This window comes from Bradyrhizobium sp. RDI18 (genome assembly GCF_043203335.1).
Classification (GTDB): domain Bacteria; phylum Pseudomonadota; class Alphaproteobacteria; order Rhizobiales; family Xanthobacteraceae; genus Bradyrhizobium; species Bradyrhizobium retamae.
The window spans coordinates 2,417,009-2,430,911 of record NZ_JBICRN010000008.1; the positions used below are offsets into that span (position 1 = coordinate 2,417,009).

Consider the following 13,903-nt stretch of genomic DNA (forward strand, 5'->3'; position numbering starts at 1 on the left):
CAGAGTGAAAACCGGCATGTCCATCGGGAGCGATGCGGCGGTGGCACTTGGGCGGGATTTCGGGGGGCGGCCGCGTGGACGCTTCGGTGGAACTTTCGAAGACTGTGGACTCAATGCGTCACTCCTGCGGTCGCAGCGGCGACAGACGCCCGCGCCACCGGCACGACGGACGGCCCGACGAGGGCCTGGGCAGTGGCGACCAACGGTACGAAATCTGTGTCGCTCTTGGTGATCCGCTCAAGTTTGGCGATCCCGACCATGACGTTCACGCGCGCGAGCGGCATGCCCATTTCATGGGCCATGAACGCGCCGAGCTGAGCCAGGCCGAGATAGTTGCCGTAGGCTTTGTCGAAGATCTGCTGGGTGGCATAGAAGGCATTGGTGACGAGTCCGGCGGAGGTCGGCTCGAAGCTCACCTGCTGCAGGCAGGGAAAGCCCAACTGCGCACTGGCAACGTGGTCGCGCCCCGGATCGAAAGTGGTCGCTTGAAGCATCGAACGCCGCACGCCCGTCCTAGAATTGAACTGAGACAAAATCCAATCCAGTTGATTGCCGTCGCACGGGCCACGCCCATACATGACCATGCGCTCGAAATATAGGCCACGGCCATTGGCTTTGCGGTTCATCGCCTGCCAGCGCGGGAACGTCGCGCGATAGAGGGCGAAAAAGGCGGGCCCGGTCGCCGCGCGACATCTCCCAGAGTCGCTGGGGGAAGATCGTGAATGCGACGTCGTCGACAACGAGCCGGCTCTTGCGCTTGAGCAGCCGATCGAGGGCTTGGCGCACCGCGGGGTCTTCGGCGGCCGCGCCGTTTTGGTCGAAGCCGCTCAGGCTCAGCATCAACGGGGCTACCTCGGTGCCGGCGCCGTCGAGGATTTGCAGCAGTAGCCGCGCCCACGCGCGCGAAAGATTGGAGTCGTCAATAATCACGGGTGGCGGCGCCACCAGAATCTTGGCCTTACTCATCTAGGTCCTCCTCCAAGTGACGAAATTGAGCGAGACCGATGTAGCCGTACGACGGCTCGTTTTTCTGGACCGGAGCGACGCGCACGAAGGCCGCCCAGTCACCGGCGCTGGCCTGGAAGATCCCCGGCTTCACCGCTCGGAACAGGCGTCCGAGGGCTAGATCGCGCTCGAATGCTAGTCCGTCGCCCGCGACCTCGGCACCGGACGGCAAAAGAAGCAGCGTCTTGACCTGCGCGTCCAAAGTGGGCGCGGTACGATGGCGATCGACGACAATCAAGGGATCAGGCGTCAGGGCACCGAGAATATCCATGCGCAGGGCCTTGGGCGTGACACGTTGCAGGGCGGCAGCGCGGCTGCGCGATAGCATGTTCACGCCTGCCGAGAGGTGAGTGACGAGCGTCGCGTAGCCGACGCCGAACTCGCAGGCGATGGTGAAGATCTGCGCCGGCGTCGCCGTTTCCGGCGCCCAGCGCCGGACCGAGAAGGCACGGCGCAGGCCGATGATTGGCATGAGGATGAAGCCCGCAAACGTGTCCGCCAGAAACTCTTTTGGGTCCTCCCAAGGGTGCGCCTTCGCATCCTCGCGCAGCTCGTCGATCGACGAGCCATGGCCGAACACGTGATGGCCGAGCTCATGCGCGCAATTGTAAGTGCGCCGCGGTAGCGGCCGTCGGGCCGAGAGATGGATGCGCGGAGGAAGGCCGCGCTGATACATCCCCTCCATGTTGATGTTGTTGAAGCGCACCACAACGCCCAGCGTCTCGCATACCCCGTAGATGCAGATCGGCCCGGCCTGGTCGAGTTGGGCCTTCGCCCGCGTGGCCGTGGCTGCCTGCATGGCCTGGGTCGCCAAGGCGCGGCGATCAAAGCTGGGCTTGGTGCGCGTCACACTCATCAGCGATCGTCCCCGTTCGCGGTGGAATCGTTGCGCATCGCCGCTAACAGCCTAAGCAAACGTTCCAGATCATCTGGCTTGAGTTTGGAGAGTTCGCGTGCGGCAAGCTCAAGCCGCGGATCTTGAGCGTCGAGCGCCTCGGGCGCTTCGCCGAGCAGCCAGGCGACGCTGACGTCATAGATCTCTGCAAGTCGGACGAGTTCGTCGGCTGAGACACGGCGGTTGCCTGCTTCGATCTCGGTGATGGAAGGACGGTGCAGGCCGATTATCTTGGCGACATGGCCTTGTGACAAGCCGGACAGCTTGCGCGCCTCTTTCAGTCGATCAGCGATCTGGGCCCGCTTCGCGGGATCGAGCTCGGTCATGCCGCGGCCGCTTCCTTCTCGCTTTGCTTCTTGAGCAGGTCACAGACGAAGATCGCCGTCTCGTCGATGGAGCGCGGAAGCTTGGTGGTCTCGTCGACGAAGATATTGACGTCGTTCGGGATCGTCGCGCCGATCTCTGTGGCGAGGATCGTGGTCGCAACGGGCCAGACCTTGCTGTCGAACTTGGGCAAGGTCTCAACCGGTTTGATCGTGCCACTCAGCGATGGGCAATCCAAGCCGCTGTCAGCTTGAATCTGGCTGAGAACAGCGATTAGCTTTTCCTTAAGGGTAGCAGGGTCCATGGAAGCCTCCTTGATCCGACATATGGTAAGATAATCTTACATTCGTGGATTTTCAAGGGGCTGTCGATCCTTCCAGCCGACTAGTAAAAATGTAATCTTCGTGCTACATATTTTGCCAATCTGTAGTACGAAGGTGACAAATGCCTACTCCACATAATCCTCCTGCTGCTGTGCGGCGGGCCCTGCGCAAGCTCGGCACGGACATTCACGATGCCCGCCGGCGACGACGGCTGCCGATGGCGGTCGTGGCCGAGCGCGCATTCACTTCCCGCTCAACGCTCCAGAAAGTTGAAGCCGGGGACACCAATGTAAGCGTCGGGATTTATGCCGGCGTCCTCCAGGCGCTCGGCCTGCTCGACCGTCTGAGCCAGGTCGCCGACATCAGCAACGACCCAGTCGGACAGGCGCTGGCCAGCGCAGAGCTACCCAAACATATCCACCTCAAGCGAACCGCCCGAGACAATGGCTGAATTCGAAGTCCACATCGAGCTGGACGGCCGCACGCGGCGCGTCGGTTTGGCCAGAAGCAACCGCGTTCGAGGTAACGAAACAGTCGTCTTCGAGTATGCGCCCGAGTGGCTCGAAGATCCTGATCGCTTCTCTATCGAGCCGGCCCTCAAGCTGACGCGCGGCGGCTTCGCGCCACCACCCGGCCAAGCCATCTTCGGCTCCATCGGCGACTCCGCACCCGACACTTGGGGCCGACGTCTGATGCAACGCTCGAACGCCGCCTAGCTGAACGCGAGGGCCGCGCAGTTCGCACCCTGGCGGAGAGCGATTACCTGCTTGGCGTCGCCGATGAAACCCGTCTCGGCGCGCTACGATTCCGCTGGGCAGGGCAAGAGACTTTCCAGGCGCCGATCCGCGCCGCCGTCCCTGCCCTGATCGAACTCGGACGGCTCCTGCAGATTACCGAGCGGATTCTCCGGGACGAGGAAACGGACGAGGATCTCCAGCTTATCTTCGCACCCGGCTCCTCTCTCGGCGGAGCACGGCCGAAAGCATCCGTCGTTGATCAGCATGGCAACCTCTCCATCGCCAAATTCCCGAAGGAGACCGACGACTATAGCATGGAGACCTGGGAGGAGATCGCGCTGCGGCTGGCTGGTCAGGCCGGCATCGCTACTCCGCACCATGAATTAATCGAAGTGGCCGGCAAACCGGTCATGCTGTCGCGTCGCTTCGACCGCACCGGCGCGACCCGCATCCGATTCTTGTCGGCCATGGCGATGATGGGCGCCAAAGACGGCGAGCGAGGCAGCTATCCGGAGATAGTCGACGCCCTTGCGCAACATGGCGCGCAAGGAAAGACCGACGCCCATGCACTCTATCGGCGCGTCGTCTTCAACGTGCTCATCTCCAATGTCGACGATCATCTGCGCAACCACGGCTTCCTCTGGCTCGGTAAGGCGGGCTGGACGCTCTCTCCCGCCTACGACCTCAACCCGGTGCCGACGGATCTCAAAGCACGCGTGCTGACAACAAATATCGACCTCGACGAAGGCACCTGTTCACTCGACTTGCTGGAAGCCGCTTCGGAGTTTTTCGGCCTCACGCTCGTGCAAGCCCGCGCAACTATTAAAGAAGTCGCGGCGGTGACGACGACCTGGCGTGATAGCGCCAAAGCAGTCGGCGCCAGATCGGCTGAGATCAACCGCATGGCCAGCGCCTTCGAACACGACGATCTCAAACGAGCCTTGGCGCTATGACGAGAACCTACGCCGGAGCATTGCTGGTGATGATCTGCCAAAGACGTAGCGCGACCGAAAGAACACCACTCCGAGATCATTTGAACTTGGACATTCGCTTTCAGCGGCGCTAGACGGCTACGGTCATGGCCATTCCATGAATCGTTAGGCTAGCTTAGCTAGTCGAGGAACGCGCCCGCGTTCACCCTTTTGCGTTCAATGATGTGCACGGTGTTCAGCATGTCGCGGCCATCACCTCGTGAAAGCAGCCTCTCGACCACTTCTTCCTTGAAGACTGTATCCATGCCTTCGCTGCCGAAGTAGTTCCGCGTGATCTTGCCGGGCGCCAACCGCATCCCTTCCATCGTCAAAATATACGAATGTTGCAGCGGCAGCTGGTAGTCTCGCGATCGTGTCCGCGAGGCAGGGCGTCAAGACTGTGATGCTGTGAGGATTACGCTCTACACAAGCGGGACGACCGCTAGGCCGCGCACCGGATTAGTGAGCCAGAAAAAGAGCGGATCGATGCTATCAACCTGTGGCGAATAGGCATTCGAGCAGAAGCGCGACGAATCTCTGCTCGAGGAAGGTTTCGCCCTTGTCCGTGAAATCCAGCTTTGAAAGCGCCTGAAGCGTTTGTTGATAGGGCTCGCGGGCGATCACTTACTCTGTCCTTGTTCCGCCGGAGTCCGCTTTACTTCGGCCACATCTGTATAGCTCACGCGTATCGGATCCTGGTTGTGAAAGACGGCCGCGAAATCGGGCGCGAACTCGTCCCTGCCCTCGATTCGGCGGCGCGCCTGGCGGCCGACCGCGTGCATCACAAAATCCGCAACTTCCAGAGCCGGTTCATGCACGGCCTTGGGCATGAAATTGCATTCGACGGGGATCGGGCGTCCGTCTTCCTCGATCCGGAAATCGCCGAACGCTTGCTCAATCAGTTCGTCCGCGGCCGCAGGCCTCGGAAATGACATGCAGTTCGGAAAACGGCGTCCACCGTGCGATGTCAACCATGCGCCGCTTGAACGTCTCGGCAATGATGTTGACGACGGCAATCCCATGGTCCCGTTTGGTTTGGTTCGAGATGATAGCGCGGATGCGGGCGAAGGCTGCGGAAAAATTCCGTACGGCCTCGATGTCCTCCATACGCTGCGGATGGCCGAGCGCCGCGGCGTGGAGCGGCGTGTCGGCAGACCCGCGAACCCGCCGGCGCACCTCGTGCCACAGATGGCAGATGACGCGCTCAAGATCCGCCGCGAGGACCGCGCAGCCGCCGAGCCCATAGACCGGATGGCCGGACACGAGCGCCTCGTGGCCGGTATCGTCCACGAAGACAAACAGGCTGCGATCGGTGACGCTGAGCTCCATCCCGGCTTACCCGTCTTTCCCTCTCATGACCGCGCGAATTCCAGAAGCGGGCTGATGTCGTGATGTCGGCGGCCTTGGGCGCCGCGACATAGCGCGTGCGCAGGTCGCCGACATCCGAGAATGTCCCGCCGCCCCAAGTGAGGACCTTACCGCCTATACGCTGAATCAGCAGATCCGCCATCAGGCGCGCATGGCGGCCGTTGGCGTTCGACCAAGGATGGATTGCCGTGAGGCGGTGATGAAGCCGCACAGCGATCTCATCCGGCGGAGGTTTGATGTTCGACCCAATAGCGCACGTCGTCGAACATCGCTGGCGTTTCCGCCAGGATGCGGTATGCCTCGATCCCGATATTGCGCTCGGTCTGACGATATGACCCCGCCCATTGCCAGACCTCGCCAAACATCTGCTTGTGCAGCGTCTTTGCGAAATCCTCATCAGCAGATCGGAGGGTTTGCCCCGCCGCTTGCCTGCCCAGGCCGCGCCCTTGACGATGTTTTCCTGCTCCGCCCCATTGAGATCGTCGCGATCTGTGATCCAGGTCTGCAACAGCGCATCGCGTTCTCCCGGCGCGAGCGGCGTGGCATCGTCGGGCTCTTCGAAGGGATCGCTCAGGGCTTGTTCCATAGGTCGCGCTCCTTGATCTGGCCGCGGATATACGCCTCGGTGCGCTTCAAGATTGGCATCGCTGGTCGCCTGGGCTTCCAGCTTTATGGTGTGAGCGACACGGCCGAGGTCCGCATGGCGCGCGAGACTCTTGATGTCAGTCTTGATGTCGTTTTTCATATTCCAACCCGATTTCGTTCGACCTTTCATTAGGCTATGACCTGATTTTCATTCTGAAAATCAGGACCATCTGTCATCGGCAGCCAATGTAGACGAATGACCGCGATTTGCGCTTTAACCGGCCGCGCCAAGTCATTGATTTTGCATCAAAAATTGACCATTTGGACCTAGAATCAGGTCGTGGTCTTATCGTTCTTGATGCAGGGTCAAAGGTTGTATCAACCCAGCCTAGGAGCCTGTCCAGTTAGCTTTGGGAAGGCAGTTTTATCTTGATAATGGCGGCTCAGGCGGCCCTTGCGAGCTTGACGAGGTTGTGAGCGGTGCAGATGAGCGCCCATTCTGCGCTGACCTTTTCGATGCCGCGCAGCAGGAATTGCCTGAACCCTCTTGCCTGTTTGATCTGTCCGAAGACGGCTTCGACGATCTGCTTGCGCAAGCGGTAGCGACTTCGGTAGCCGGCGCGCTTGAGCTTGGTGCTCATCCTGGCGATCAGCGAGCCGGGTCTTGAAGCCTTTTTCGCGGTGGCGGATTTGGTGCCGTGCTTCTGCCTTCCGGTGGCGATGTAGCCCTCGATGCGCCGCCGTTTGATCGTGCGAAGATTGGCGTCGGAGCAGTAGCCGGCGTCGGCCGATACTTCGTCGGGATTGGTCCCCAGATTGGCCCTGATCCCGTCGAGCAACGGCGCCAGTTGCGCCTGATCGCTGGAGGAACTGGTCAGCGTCTGCGCCACGATGATCTGATGGGCACCATCGACCGCGGCCTGGGCGTTGTAGCCCTGGATGTAACCGTCCTTGGTCTTCAGGATGCGGCTTTCCGGGTCGGTGAAATTGCGTTGCGCCTTGCCGTCGGGCTCCGTGTTCGGCGGCGCGGACGTCTTGCCGTTCTTTTTGCCCCCTTCGGCGATGCGGCGCTCCTCGGCTTCGGCCCGCGCCTTGCGCTCCGCCTCGGCTGCGGCCTTGGCTTCGGCCTCCAGCGCGGCCTTGGCCTCGCGGATCTTCTCAAGCCGCTTCTGCTTGTCGGCCACCCAATCGGGCATCTCGTCGCCGCGCTTGTCGCCGTAGAGCTTATCCTCCTGCGCATCGGCGGCCTCCGCCGCCTTGAGCCAGCGGTCGACCTCCGCTGCAAGCTCCGCTTCCCGCTTCTTCATGCGATCATAGCTCATCGCCTTGTGCTTGGACGCGTTCGCCTTGATCTTGGTGCCGTCGAGCGCAACGTGCCCGAGCTTCACCAACCCGGCCTTCTCGGCCAGCTTCAACACCTGCACGAACAGGTCGGCCAGCGCCTTCAGGTGCCGCCGCCGGAACTCTGAGATCGTGCGGAAGTCCGGCGCATCGCCCGCCACGATCATCATGAAATCCGCCCGCTCCACCGCCGCCCTGGCGATCCGCCGCGACGAGTAGATACCGCTCGCGTAGCCGTGCAGAAGCAGCGCCGTCAGCATCCGAGGATCGAACGGCGGCTGCCCCAGCCCGCTTCGGTAGCTGCCTATGATCGCCGATAGATCAAGGCTTTCCCTGACCAGCGACACGATCAGCCGCGAAACGTGGTCCCTCGGCACATAATCCTGCACGCTCGGCGGCAGAAGCTGGGCCTCGTCGATCTTCCAGGGGCGAAATTCCTTGCTCATGGCTGCGCAAGGAATCAGACTCGCTCCCTCTTGACCAGTCACTACTCAGACAGGCTCCTAGTGCGGCGGCTGAAATGCCGCCGCCGAGCGCGCCCGAGACCATTTCGATCAGCCTTCGCGGGTTCGATACCGAGGAACATGCGCGCATTTGGCAACCTGGTAGCGACGTATGTGGAAGTCCAGGCCAGCAATCAGTCAGTACGCGGGGTACTCCATCGCTGCCGACTTCAGTTTCGGGTGATTATGTCCATAGTTGAGGGTATCGCCCTGCGACATGAGGTCGATGAAAGCCGCTCCATCGACGTCCTGCACGAGGGCGCCACGGGCCGAGCTCAGCAGGCTCGGCTGTTTGGGGCAATAGTAGCGGACCGAGGATTCTTCCGGTCGAAGACCTGCCGATGCATTTTCTAATCCTCTTACGTCGGGCGTCTCGGTTCATCGTCCTCACCGGCGATTTTTTCGAGCTTCTGTCTAATCTCCAGCAGATCGCAGAGCACGGTATCGAACCCTTCTTCCGCCGCGACGCGACACAGATAAGAGACCGCGTCTGCCATCTTGCCAGCGGTATCCTTGTCGCCTAGCTCCCCACGCCGCGACTTCATGCGGCTTTCACGGCTTGCGCGACGACGCCCTCCGCATTCGCAAGCACAGGGAGATCTATGCCGTACTTGCGGCAATGAAACTCAGGACGAATAAAGGCGGTCGGCACGAAGAACGCTCGCTCCATTTCGCCTTCAATCTGATTTGCCGGACCGAGCCATTTGATGCCATCCCGCACGAAGTGAGACAGCAGGTGCTCCCGTGTTACGCCGACCATGCCCAGCCCCCCCCGTTCGCGGATAGGATCTCTTAAATCGCGCAGAGCAACTCCGGAAAGACCACTTTTTCGACGCGAAGGATCAAGCGATTTGTCTACGCAGACCCGGGTGACCTCGACGATGGCGATGCCGGGAGATTTCCGTCCTCCACAAGATGCGACCAATAGGAGCTCAGCATGTAGGGCCGCGTAGTCGGAAGCAAACGGGCGAGGCCCCGCACTACCCGATCTTCGTCTCGCCATACGAGATATTTCGCAGCAGGCGCATCGAACTCGTCGAATTCAAGTCCTTCGTATGAAGAATGCGGCAGCCCGCGGCGGCGAACGAAAACTTCGTGCCGCAGACGTGCCTGCGAGGCGAGAGCATCCTGGTGAAGATGCGCGGTAGCAATGGAGAATGCTTCGATCATGCTCGGCTCCGTTCCTGCCGCAGGCATAAGATCATTCGGCGCCGTTGCGCGGTACTCGGGGAAACCCGGGTGCACGTCTTTGTTGATAAGACCAGGGTCGTCTGCTGCGGTGCCCGCCAGCATGCCGTGGCCGGGTCCTGGCGATAACGGACGAGATACTCCGGCGGTGACGCACCTCCAGCCCATTCCACCTTCGAAAGAGTTGGAAAGCCGGCATAGCTCCGCCTGCTCGGAGCACATCTTCTCGATATGGCGTCGCTGCTCGAGAAGCATCGGCACGCAAGGGCATCTTCATTTCGCTTTTCCACTCGCCGATCAAAGATCCACGGCCTCGGTATCATCCATTTCCTCGATCGCCGCAGTGAAGCTGGCAGCATTCCATCCGCCACGGGTGAAAGCTGGCGTTTTCCCCTAGGATCGGCTGGGTTGTGCAACCCCGTTCGACTCCGTTAGACTCGCGATGGCTCCAAGTCGTAGCGGACGGGCAGACCCCCGAGCTGTGCGGTGATTACCGAATTGGGGCCTTAGACTGGCGGCGGCATCTTTGTCAGGAGGCGGTTTTGTCCCAACAACGTATAGGTTTGGCGCTCTCATTCATTCTGTCGACATCAGTGCCCGTGTGTGCCCAGAGCAATGTTAGCTCCGCATTGCAAAGCACCTTGTCTCCAGGTTGGGAATGCCTTCAGGGACCGAATGAGTTGGATAGGCCAGGTAGGACCTTCTACGTCGATCGTAACGGCGTCAGGTACGAGCTGGCCGATTTGCATGGTCGACTGAAGCCGATAGTAGGAGAAGTCTCGTCGATCGCTGCCCGCACAAGCGGCTACGTCAGCGCGGGACTTATGGCCAAAATCCTTCACTTGGGAGGGATGCTTTCGATATCCGGATCGACGACCTACGCGACCGCGGTGGCCCTCTTCCAGCGCCAAGAGGTGCGCACGGAGGAGGCCGACGGGCGGCACTGCGAACCCTCGATCCCTCCTTAATCGATAGCGAAAATGCCTATTTCGTCATTCGCAACGTGCAACTTGCAAGGCAAATGCGTTTGACGGTGGACAGGGGAATCGCCGGCGCTTTCGGCGGAGAAGTCCCCTTCCGTGCCATGTTCCAGGTATCGGGTGCGGCCAAGCCGCCCGGCGCAGGCCCCTCCAATATGCAGACTCAATCCGCCGCCAATCCATCTTCGGTGCCCGTTATTACAGCCGAGGACAACAAGAACTTCACAATCGATCAGACATTCGCCAAACCCCTCACCGTCTGCTTTCTTGCTCAAAAATTCACTCTCAAGAACGTAGTCGGAGGCGCCGGCGGCAGCATAAGGGACGCGCAATTGATCGAGGAGTATTGGAACCCTACGGCGGCGCAGTGAAATGAGACGCTTCTGTCGTCTTTTGACGTTGGCGTTCGTTCTGCAGTTCTGCTCCGGGCTCCACGCTCAAACGGGCACGCCGAATCCCATCGACGCTATCAGGAACGCGCAGGACTATCAATTTCTCAGCAGCCTGTTTCCGCAAGCAGGCTCCAAGTTCGACCCGGATCGAGACCAGGTCATGACGTCCGATCAGCAGCGTGACGCATCTGCATTTCTGACCTCGCAGTTCAACGTGCAGAAGGAAACGTTGAAAAAGCAGCTAGCATCTGTAATGCGTTCGCTCGAAAGGATTGCCGTCCGCCCGATCGCGGCGATCTCGGAAGCGCCGACGACGATCGAATTTCGCGACGATCAGAACGCTTGGTCAACGACCGTTTCTCCCACCCGTATAATAATAGGCGCGCGTCTCCTCCGCGGATTGGTTCTCGGATCTCTTCGCGAGGCCGTCGAAGGAAAAGCGCTGTTCAGCAAGTCTCTGGCTTCGTATCTGGGTTCAACCCCGGGAGCCGCCTTGGAGCTTGCGGATCTGGAGGCGAGAGCCCGTTTGTTTTTTGCTGCGGCTCGTAACGGCATCTCAATGATGCGAACGGAGGCAGACTTCAGGGAACACTACGAAACCGTCCTCGCCCTCATGAAAGGCTATTTGAAGGGCGGAACGCCCCCGGAAGAAACTCACGATGCGCTCAGGACCCGGCTTGTCGCGGCGGCCGCTGGTGGAGAGATCAGCGGAGCCGATGGAATGGCGATGTTCGATGTTTTCATGCGCCTGAGCAGTCACTTCGATCCGGCCATGATGTTCGTCCTGTCGCACGAATTAGGCCATGTCGTTCTGGGCCACTCGCCGTTCCCGACTGGTATGACGTGTGCGGAAAGCCAAAGACGGGAGGACGATGCCGACGCGTTCGCGATCGCTTTGCTCAGCTACGAAATTCCAGGAGAAACGGAGGCAACAGATCGGGCGCTGGCGAGGGTAAATGGAGAAAAGGAAAATGCCTCGGCCGACAGGAACTCCTTAGCTTATGGCTATGTGCAGGCAATTCAGTACGGGTTCGCACTGGCAGGTCTTTCCAATCTCATCGACCGACAATGCAGTTACCGTGACGTCGCCGATCGCATCGCTTATCTCGACAACTTGCGTGAAAACTTTATTGCCTCTCGGACGGATGCGATCGAAGAAATATTTCGGCACCTCAAATCCCACCCTCCCTACGTCCATACTTCCAGCGACGTTGAATCCCTAACGTCCGCGAAAAAACGGAAGCTCGCTCAAAATCTCTTCAAGTTGTGCGGCGTAGCGCAAAGTCCCAAGGTGCATCGCCTGAAGAAGGTCAAGGAGCTTCCGTTCGGATGGGTGGTCGAATGCCCAAATGCTTTGCCTTCTCGATTTCGGCTTCCGCAGTTCCGCGCCCGTCTTGGGATGCACACCTGGCAAGAGATTGAGCTGGAATACAGAAATCATCTGCCCGGTTCCAGTCTCATGGACGAGAACGTGATAAAGTCACTGTTTCAGCCTTAGCTGCCGCTCTGCGGTTTGCGATTGTCGCGCTGAATTTCGACTTGTCATGTTTCTATTATGGCTCCGACTGCCGCCGGCCGCACGTACTCATTCTCTCGATCTATGCATTTCTATGAATAATCCTGAGGAGAGCATCCACTGCCTCGGGGAAATCGCGCGAAGGTTTCGCAGCCCGCCCGACGCTTTCGATCCACGGCTCAGTGACCGTGTCACCTCCGCCTCCAGCATTTCCCGCACCCGCCTCTGAACGCGCGAACTCGCGATATGAGATTCTTTCAGCAGCTTGCACAAGTAGGGTTGGGTTTTCCCAATCTTCGCGAGGTCGGCCTGCGTCAAAGCCGCCCGTTCAGCCAATTCTTTGATTTCTCGGGTCGCACGCACCGCGCTTGGGCCCATGACCTTGCATGCATAAAACGAATTAGGCACCAGTTGAGGATTTAGCCATGCAGACCATGCTCACGGTTCGAGATGGACACTGGAGGTAACTCGCCATATCTCCAACCGTCGAATGGACTGCTGCCGAAATTCCGGCTTTGCTCGGCCAATCCTTTTACTGCCACGATACGCGCGCGGCGCGATTTGGCCGCCGGCAGATGGCGGGCGGAACGAACGGCAGTTTCTCCTGGAGCGCGGTGGAAATGCCTATCGACTCGTAGTGTCTGTGTGGGACGAAATGTCGCCTGTCGCATTCGGCACCTTGACTTTTACGATAAAGAGATTCCGGCTGATGCGGCCACCTCGATCCCATTAGGCAGCACAAACTTCCCGCAGCCCCTAGTCGTCCTTCGACATCTTGTAGGAACAATAGCTGCAGAGCTCGCTGGACTCGTCCGACACGTTGTCTGGGGTCAGTGACTCGCCGCACCGAACGCAAGCTTCCAGCTCCATGAAGCAGTTGACGCACTGATTTTCATCTTGCCACGTAACATACGTCTTCGTACCGCATTCGGGACAAAGTCCGACCGGATCTTGCCCGCCTTCCTTTACGGCTGAATGGCTCTCAAATTCGAAATGTGCTTCAAGGGCTGTTTCCATGAGCGTGATTGCATCGATCCTGGCGCCGCATTGCCGACACTCCGCATCGGCAAAGCCCGATCCCTTTCGGGTCTGATCGAGCCGATAAATCAAATGTGAACCGCATTTGTTGCAAGGCCGTGCAGCTTCAGACAGTGCGGCCGATTTCCATTCGACACCATCAAACGTTTGCGTGCACTGCTCGAGCTCACTGTCGTAGACCGCTTTCACTTCAAGCATGGTTAGCCAGCAGTCTCCAAGATGAGCCCGGGGATCCTCGTTCATGTCGGAATAGGTCGATAACCACGGGGAACGCCTTGGCGATCGCTTCCCGGACCGTCTCGCGACTCGCTTGCGTGTAGAGATGCTCCATATCATTCCGGATCCGATTAAGCTCGTTCAAGGCTTGACGGTCTATCTTGAGCTTGAAGGTGGCGAAGCGCTCGCCGATCTCATGAAAATCGACGGTTCTATTCCCTGGAGAGAGTTCAACCCCGCCTTTCCCGTCCGGCAGCGGCTTGAATTGCGTCCCTAGGACATCCTTGATCTTCGCCTTCGGCGCCGCCCGGACCAAGACCTCCTTCGCCAAAAGTAACGTGCCGGCATAAAAGTTACGGACAGCTGACAGCGCGCGCTTGGGCGCGTTTGCCTCGTAATCCTCGATCCCGAGCTGAATAGATTGAATGGCGTTATCGAACAGACTGTTCATATTGCTCTGTTTCCGATGCGGGACCTTCGGTCAACCTCCACTTGGGTAAATGGGCAGGTCCACTAAACGC

General features: G+C 59.6%; 19 protein-coding genes and 2 pseudogenes. 5 read left to right on the forward strand and 16 right to left on the reverse strand.

All coding sequences use genetic code 11. The features are described from left to right. Nucleotides 1–110: 110 nt before the first annotated feature. Genes ACFXS9_RS20775 through ACFXS9_RS20795 form a run of 5 tightly spaced genes read right to left on the reverse strand, consistent with a single transcriptional unit; the run spans nucleotide 111 to nucleotide 2,528 of the window. Nucleotides 111–506 (reverse strand): hypothetical protein, encoded by a 396-nt coding sequence (locus ACFXS9_RS20775; RefSeq protein WP_392691642.1) that lies wholly within the window; start codon nucleotides 504–506, stop codon nucleotides 111–113. A gap of 7 nt (nucleotides 507–513) precedes the next feature. Further along, nucleotides 514–945 (reverse strand): hypothetical protein, encoded by a 432-nt coding sequence (locus ACFXS9_RS20780; RefSeq protein WP_392691645.1) that lies wholly within the window; start codon nucleotides 943–945, stop codon nucleotides 514–516. A 13-nt stretch (nucleotides 946–958) separates the two neighbouring features. Next, the gene (locus ACFXS9_RS20785; RefSeq protein ID WP_392691647.1) at nucleotides 959–1,855 is read right to left on the reverse strand and encodes an ImmA/IrrE family metallo-endopeptidase; all 897 of its coding nucleotides are present in this window, start codon (nucleotides 1,853–1,855) and stop codon (nucleotides 959–961) included. Between the two features lie 5 nt (nucleotides 1,856–1,860). Continuing rightward, nucleotides 1,861–2,226 carry a helix-turn-helix domain-containing protein gene (locus tag ACFXS9_RS20790; RefSeq protein WP_392691650.1) on the reverse strand — a complete coding sequence of 122 codons (366 nt, stop codon included), beginning with the start codon at nucleotides 2,224–2,226 and terminating at the stop codon, nucleotides 1,861–1,863. Next, entirely contained in the window at nucleotides 2,223–2,528 is a 306-nt protein-coding gene (locus tag ACFXS9_RS20795) for a hypothetical protein (protein WP_392691653.1), read from the reverse strand. Before ACFXS9_RS20795 ends, ACFXS9_RS20790 begins: the two co-directional genes overlap by 4 nt. A 140-nt stretch (nucleotides 2,529–2,668) precedes the next feature. On the opposite strand from ACFXS9_RS20795, the gene ACFXS9_RS20800 reads away from it, so the two are divergent. Both ACFXS9_RS20800 and ACFXS9_RS20805 read left to right on the forward strand, forming a co-directional pair. Continuing rightward, on the forward strand, nucleotides 2,669–2,998 hold the full coding sequence (locus ACFXS9_RS20800) for a helix-turn-helix domain-containing protein (RefSeq protein WP_392691656.1): 330 nt from the start codon (nucleotides 2,669–2,671) through the stop codon (nucleotides 2,996–2,998). Then, a pseudogene (locus ACFXS9_RS20805) lies at nucleotides 2,991–4,237 on the forward strand (type II toxin-antitoxin system HipA family toxin). The gene ACFXS9_RS20800 and the pseudogene ACFXS9_RS20805 overlap by 8 nt, the downstream one beginning before the upstream one ends. A 158-nt stretch (nucleotides 4,238–4,395) precedes the next feature. Here ACFXS9_RS20805 and ACFXS9_RS20810 read toward each other — a convergent pair. Beyond that, nucleotides 4,396–4,581 (reverse strand): hypothetical protein, encoded by a 186-nt coding sequence (locus ACFXS9_RS20810; RefSeq protein WP_392691659.1) that lies wholly within the window; start codon nucleotides 4,579–4,581, stop codon nucleotides 4,396–4,398. Between the two features lie 166 nt (nucleotides 4,582–4,747). Further along, nucleotides 4,748–4,879: a hypothetical protein gene (locus ACFXS9_RS20815; RefSeq protein ID WP_392691662.1), complete on the reverse strand. Its 132-nt coding sequence runs from the start codon at nucleotides 4,877–4,879 to the stop codon at nucleotides 4,748–4,750. 77 nt (nucleotides 4,880–4,956) lie between these two features. On the opposite strand from ACFXS9_RS20815, the gene ACFXS9_RS20820 reads away from it, so the two are divergent. Next, nucleotides 4,957–5,187 carry a hypothetical protein gene (locus ACFXS9_RS20820; RefSeq protein WP_392691665.1) on the forward strand — a complete coding sequence of 77 codons (231 nt, stop codon included), beginning with the start codon at nucleotides 4,957–4,959 and terminating at the stop codon, nucleotides 5,185–5,187. Here the strand turns inward: ACFXS9_RS20820 and ACFXS9_RS20825 are convergent. From ACFXS9_RS20825 to ACFXS9_RS20855, 7 genes and pseudogenes are all read right to left on the reverse strand, one after another. Further along, the gene (locus ACFXS9_RS20825) at nucleotides 5,150–5,584 is read right to left on the reverse strand and encodes a hypothetical protein (protein ID WP_392700341.1); all 435 of its coding nucleotides are present in this window, start codon (nucleotides 5,582–5,584) and stop codon (nucleotides 5,150–5,152) included. The two genes, ACFXS9_RS20820 and ACFXS9_RS20825, sit on opposite strands and share 38 nt — an antisense overlap. Before the next feature lie 121 nt (nucleotides 5,585–5,705). Continuing rightward, nucleotides 5,706–6,398, reverse strand: a pseudogene (locus ACFXS9_RS20830) (Fic family protein); the annotation flags it as partial. Nucleotides 6,399–6,651: 253 nt separating this feature from the next. Then, the gene (locus ACFXS9_RS20835) at nucleotides 6,652–7,995 is read right to left on the reverse strand and encodes an IS1182 family transposase (RefSeq protein ID WP_057846620.1); all 1,344 of its coding nucleotides are present in this window, start codon (nucleotides 7,993–7,995) and stop codon (nucleotides 6,652–6,654) included. Between the two features lie 195 nt (nucleotides 7,996–8,190). Next, on the reverse strand, nucleotides 8,191–8,334 hold the full coding sequence (locus ACFXS9_RS20840) for an aminotransferase class III-fold pyridoxal phosphate-dependent enzyme (RefSeq protein WP_392699894.1): 144 nt from the start codon (nucleotides 8,332–8,334) through the stop codon (nucleotides 8,191–8,193). 77 nt (nucleotides 8,335–8,411) lie between these two features. Beyond that, nucleotides 8,412–8,597 (reverse strand): hypothetical protein, encoded by a 186-nt coding sequence (locus tag ACFXS9_RS20845; protein WP_392691668.1) that lies wholly within the window; start codon nucleotides 8,595–8,597, stop codon nucleotides 8,412–8,414. Next, the gene (locus tag ACFXS9_RS20850) at nucleotides 8,594–8,812 is read right to left on the reverse strand and encodes a hypothetical protein (protein WP_392691671.1); all 219 of its coding nucleotides are present in this window, start codon (nucleotides 8,810–8,812) and stop codon (nucleotides 8,594–8,596) included. The genes ACFXS9_RS20845 and ACFXS9_RS20850 overlap by 4 nt, the downstream gene beginning before the upstream one ends. A gap of 95 nt (nucleotides 8,813–8,907) precedes the next feature. Further along, nucleotides 8,908–9,495: an acyl-homoserine-lactone synthase gene (locus tag ACFXS9_RS20855; RefSeq protein ID WP_392699896.1), complete on the reverse strand. Its 588-nt coding sequence runs from the start codon at nucleotides 9,493–9,495 to the stop codon at nucleotides 8,908–8,910. A gap of 766 nt (nucleotides 9,496–10,261) precedes the next feature. Between ACFXS9_RS20855 and ACFXS9_RS20860 the strand changes: the two genes are divergently transcribed. Beyond that, the gene (locus tag ACFXS9_RS20860; protein ID WP_392691674.1) at nucleotides 10,262–10,591 is read left to right on the forward strand and encodes a hypothetical protein; all 330 of its coding nucleotides are present in this window, start codon (nucleotides 10,262–10,264) and stop codon (nucleotides 10,589–10,591) included. Nucleotides 10,592–10,619: 28 nt separating this feature from the next. After that, the gene (locus ACFXS9_RS20865; protein ID WP_392691677.1) at nucleotides 10,620–12,110 is read left to right on the forward strand and encodes an ImmA/IrrE family metallo-endopeptidase; all 1,491 of its coding nucleotides are present in this window, start codon (nucleotides 10,620–10,622) and stop codon (nucleotides 12,108–12,110) included. Nucleotides 12,111–12,884: 774 nt separating this feature from the next. Here the strand turns inward: ACFXS9_RS20865 and ACFXS9_RS20870 are convergent. Both ACFXS9_RS20870 and ACFXS9_RS20875 read right to left on the reverse strand, forming a co-directional pair. After that, nucleotides 12,885–13,364, reverse strand: a complete 480-nt coding sequence (locus ACFXS9_RS20870; RefSeq protein WP_249791550.1) for a hypothetical protein — start codon at nucleotides 13,362–13,364, stop codon at nucleotides 12,885–12,887. Beyond that, on the reverse strand, nucleotides 13,357–13,833 hold the full coding sequence (locus ACFXS9_RS20875) for a hypothetical protein (RefSeq protein WP_392691679.1): 477 nt from the start codon (nucleotides 13,831–13,833) through the stop codon (nucleotides 13,357–13,359). The genes ACFXS9_RS20870 and ACFXS9_RS20875 overlap by 8 nt, the downstream gene beginning before the upstream one ends. Nucleotides 13,834–13,903 lie beyond the last annotated feature (70 nt).

Excerpts from the sequence above, each read along its gene's own strand:
- ACFXS9_RS20835 (WP_057846620.1), bottom strand. The coding sequence starts at position 7,995 with ATGAGCAAGGAATTTCGCCCCTGGAAGATCGACGAGGCCCAGCTTCTG.
- ACFXS9_RS20845 (WP_392691668.1), bottom strand. The coding sequence starts at position 8,597 with ATGAAGTCGCGGCGTGGGGAGCTAGGCGACAAGGATACCGCTGGCAAG.
- ACFXS9_RS20860 (WP_392691674.1), top strand. The coding sequence starts at position 10,262 with ATGCGTTTGACGGTGGACAGGGGAATCGCCGGCGCTTTCGGCGGAGAA.
- ACFXS9_RS20795 (WP_392691653.1), bottom strand. The coding sequence starts at position 2,528 with ATGGACCCTGCTACCCTTAAGGAAAAGCTAATCGCTGTTCTCAGCCAG.
- ACFXS9_RS20825 (WP_392700341.1), bottom strand. The coding sequence starts at position 5,584 with ATGGAGCTCAGCGTCACCGATCGCAGCCTGTTTGTCTTCGTGGACGAT.
- ACFXS9_RS20855 (WP_392699896.1), bottom strand. The coding sequence starts at position 9,495 with ATGCTTCTCGAGCAGCGACGCCATATCGAGAAGATGTGCTCCGAGCAG.
- ACFXS9_RS20800 (WP_392691656.1), top strand. The coding sequence starts at position 2,669 with ATGCCTACTCCACATAATCCTCCTGCTGCTGTGCGGCGGGCCCTGCGC.
- ACFXS9_RS20870 (WP_249791550.1), bottom strand. The coding sequence starts at position 13,364 with ATGCTTGAAGTGAAAGCGGTCTACGACAGTGAGCTCGAGCAGTGCACG.
- ACFXS9_RS20875 (WP_392691679.1), bottom strand. The coding sequence starts at position 13,833 with ATGAACAGTCTGTTCGATAACGCCATTCAATCTATTCAGCTCGGGATC.
- ACFXS9_RS20810 (WP_392691659.1), bottom strand. The coding sequence starts at position 4,581 with ATGGAAGGGATGCGGTTGGCGCCCGGCAAGATCACGCGGAACTACTTC.
- ACFXS9_RS20850 (WP_392691671.1), bottom strand. The coding sequence starts at position 8,812 with ATGGTCGGCGTAACACGGGAGCACCTGCTGTCTCACTTCGTGCGGGAT.
- ACFXS9_RS20790 (WP_392691650.1), bottom strand. The coding sequence starts at position 2,226 with ATGACCGAGCTCGATCCCGCGAAGCGGGCCCAGATCGCTGATCGACTG.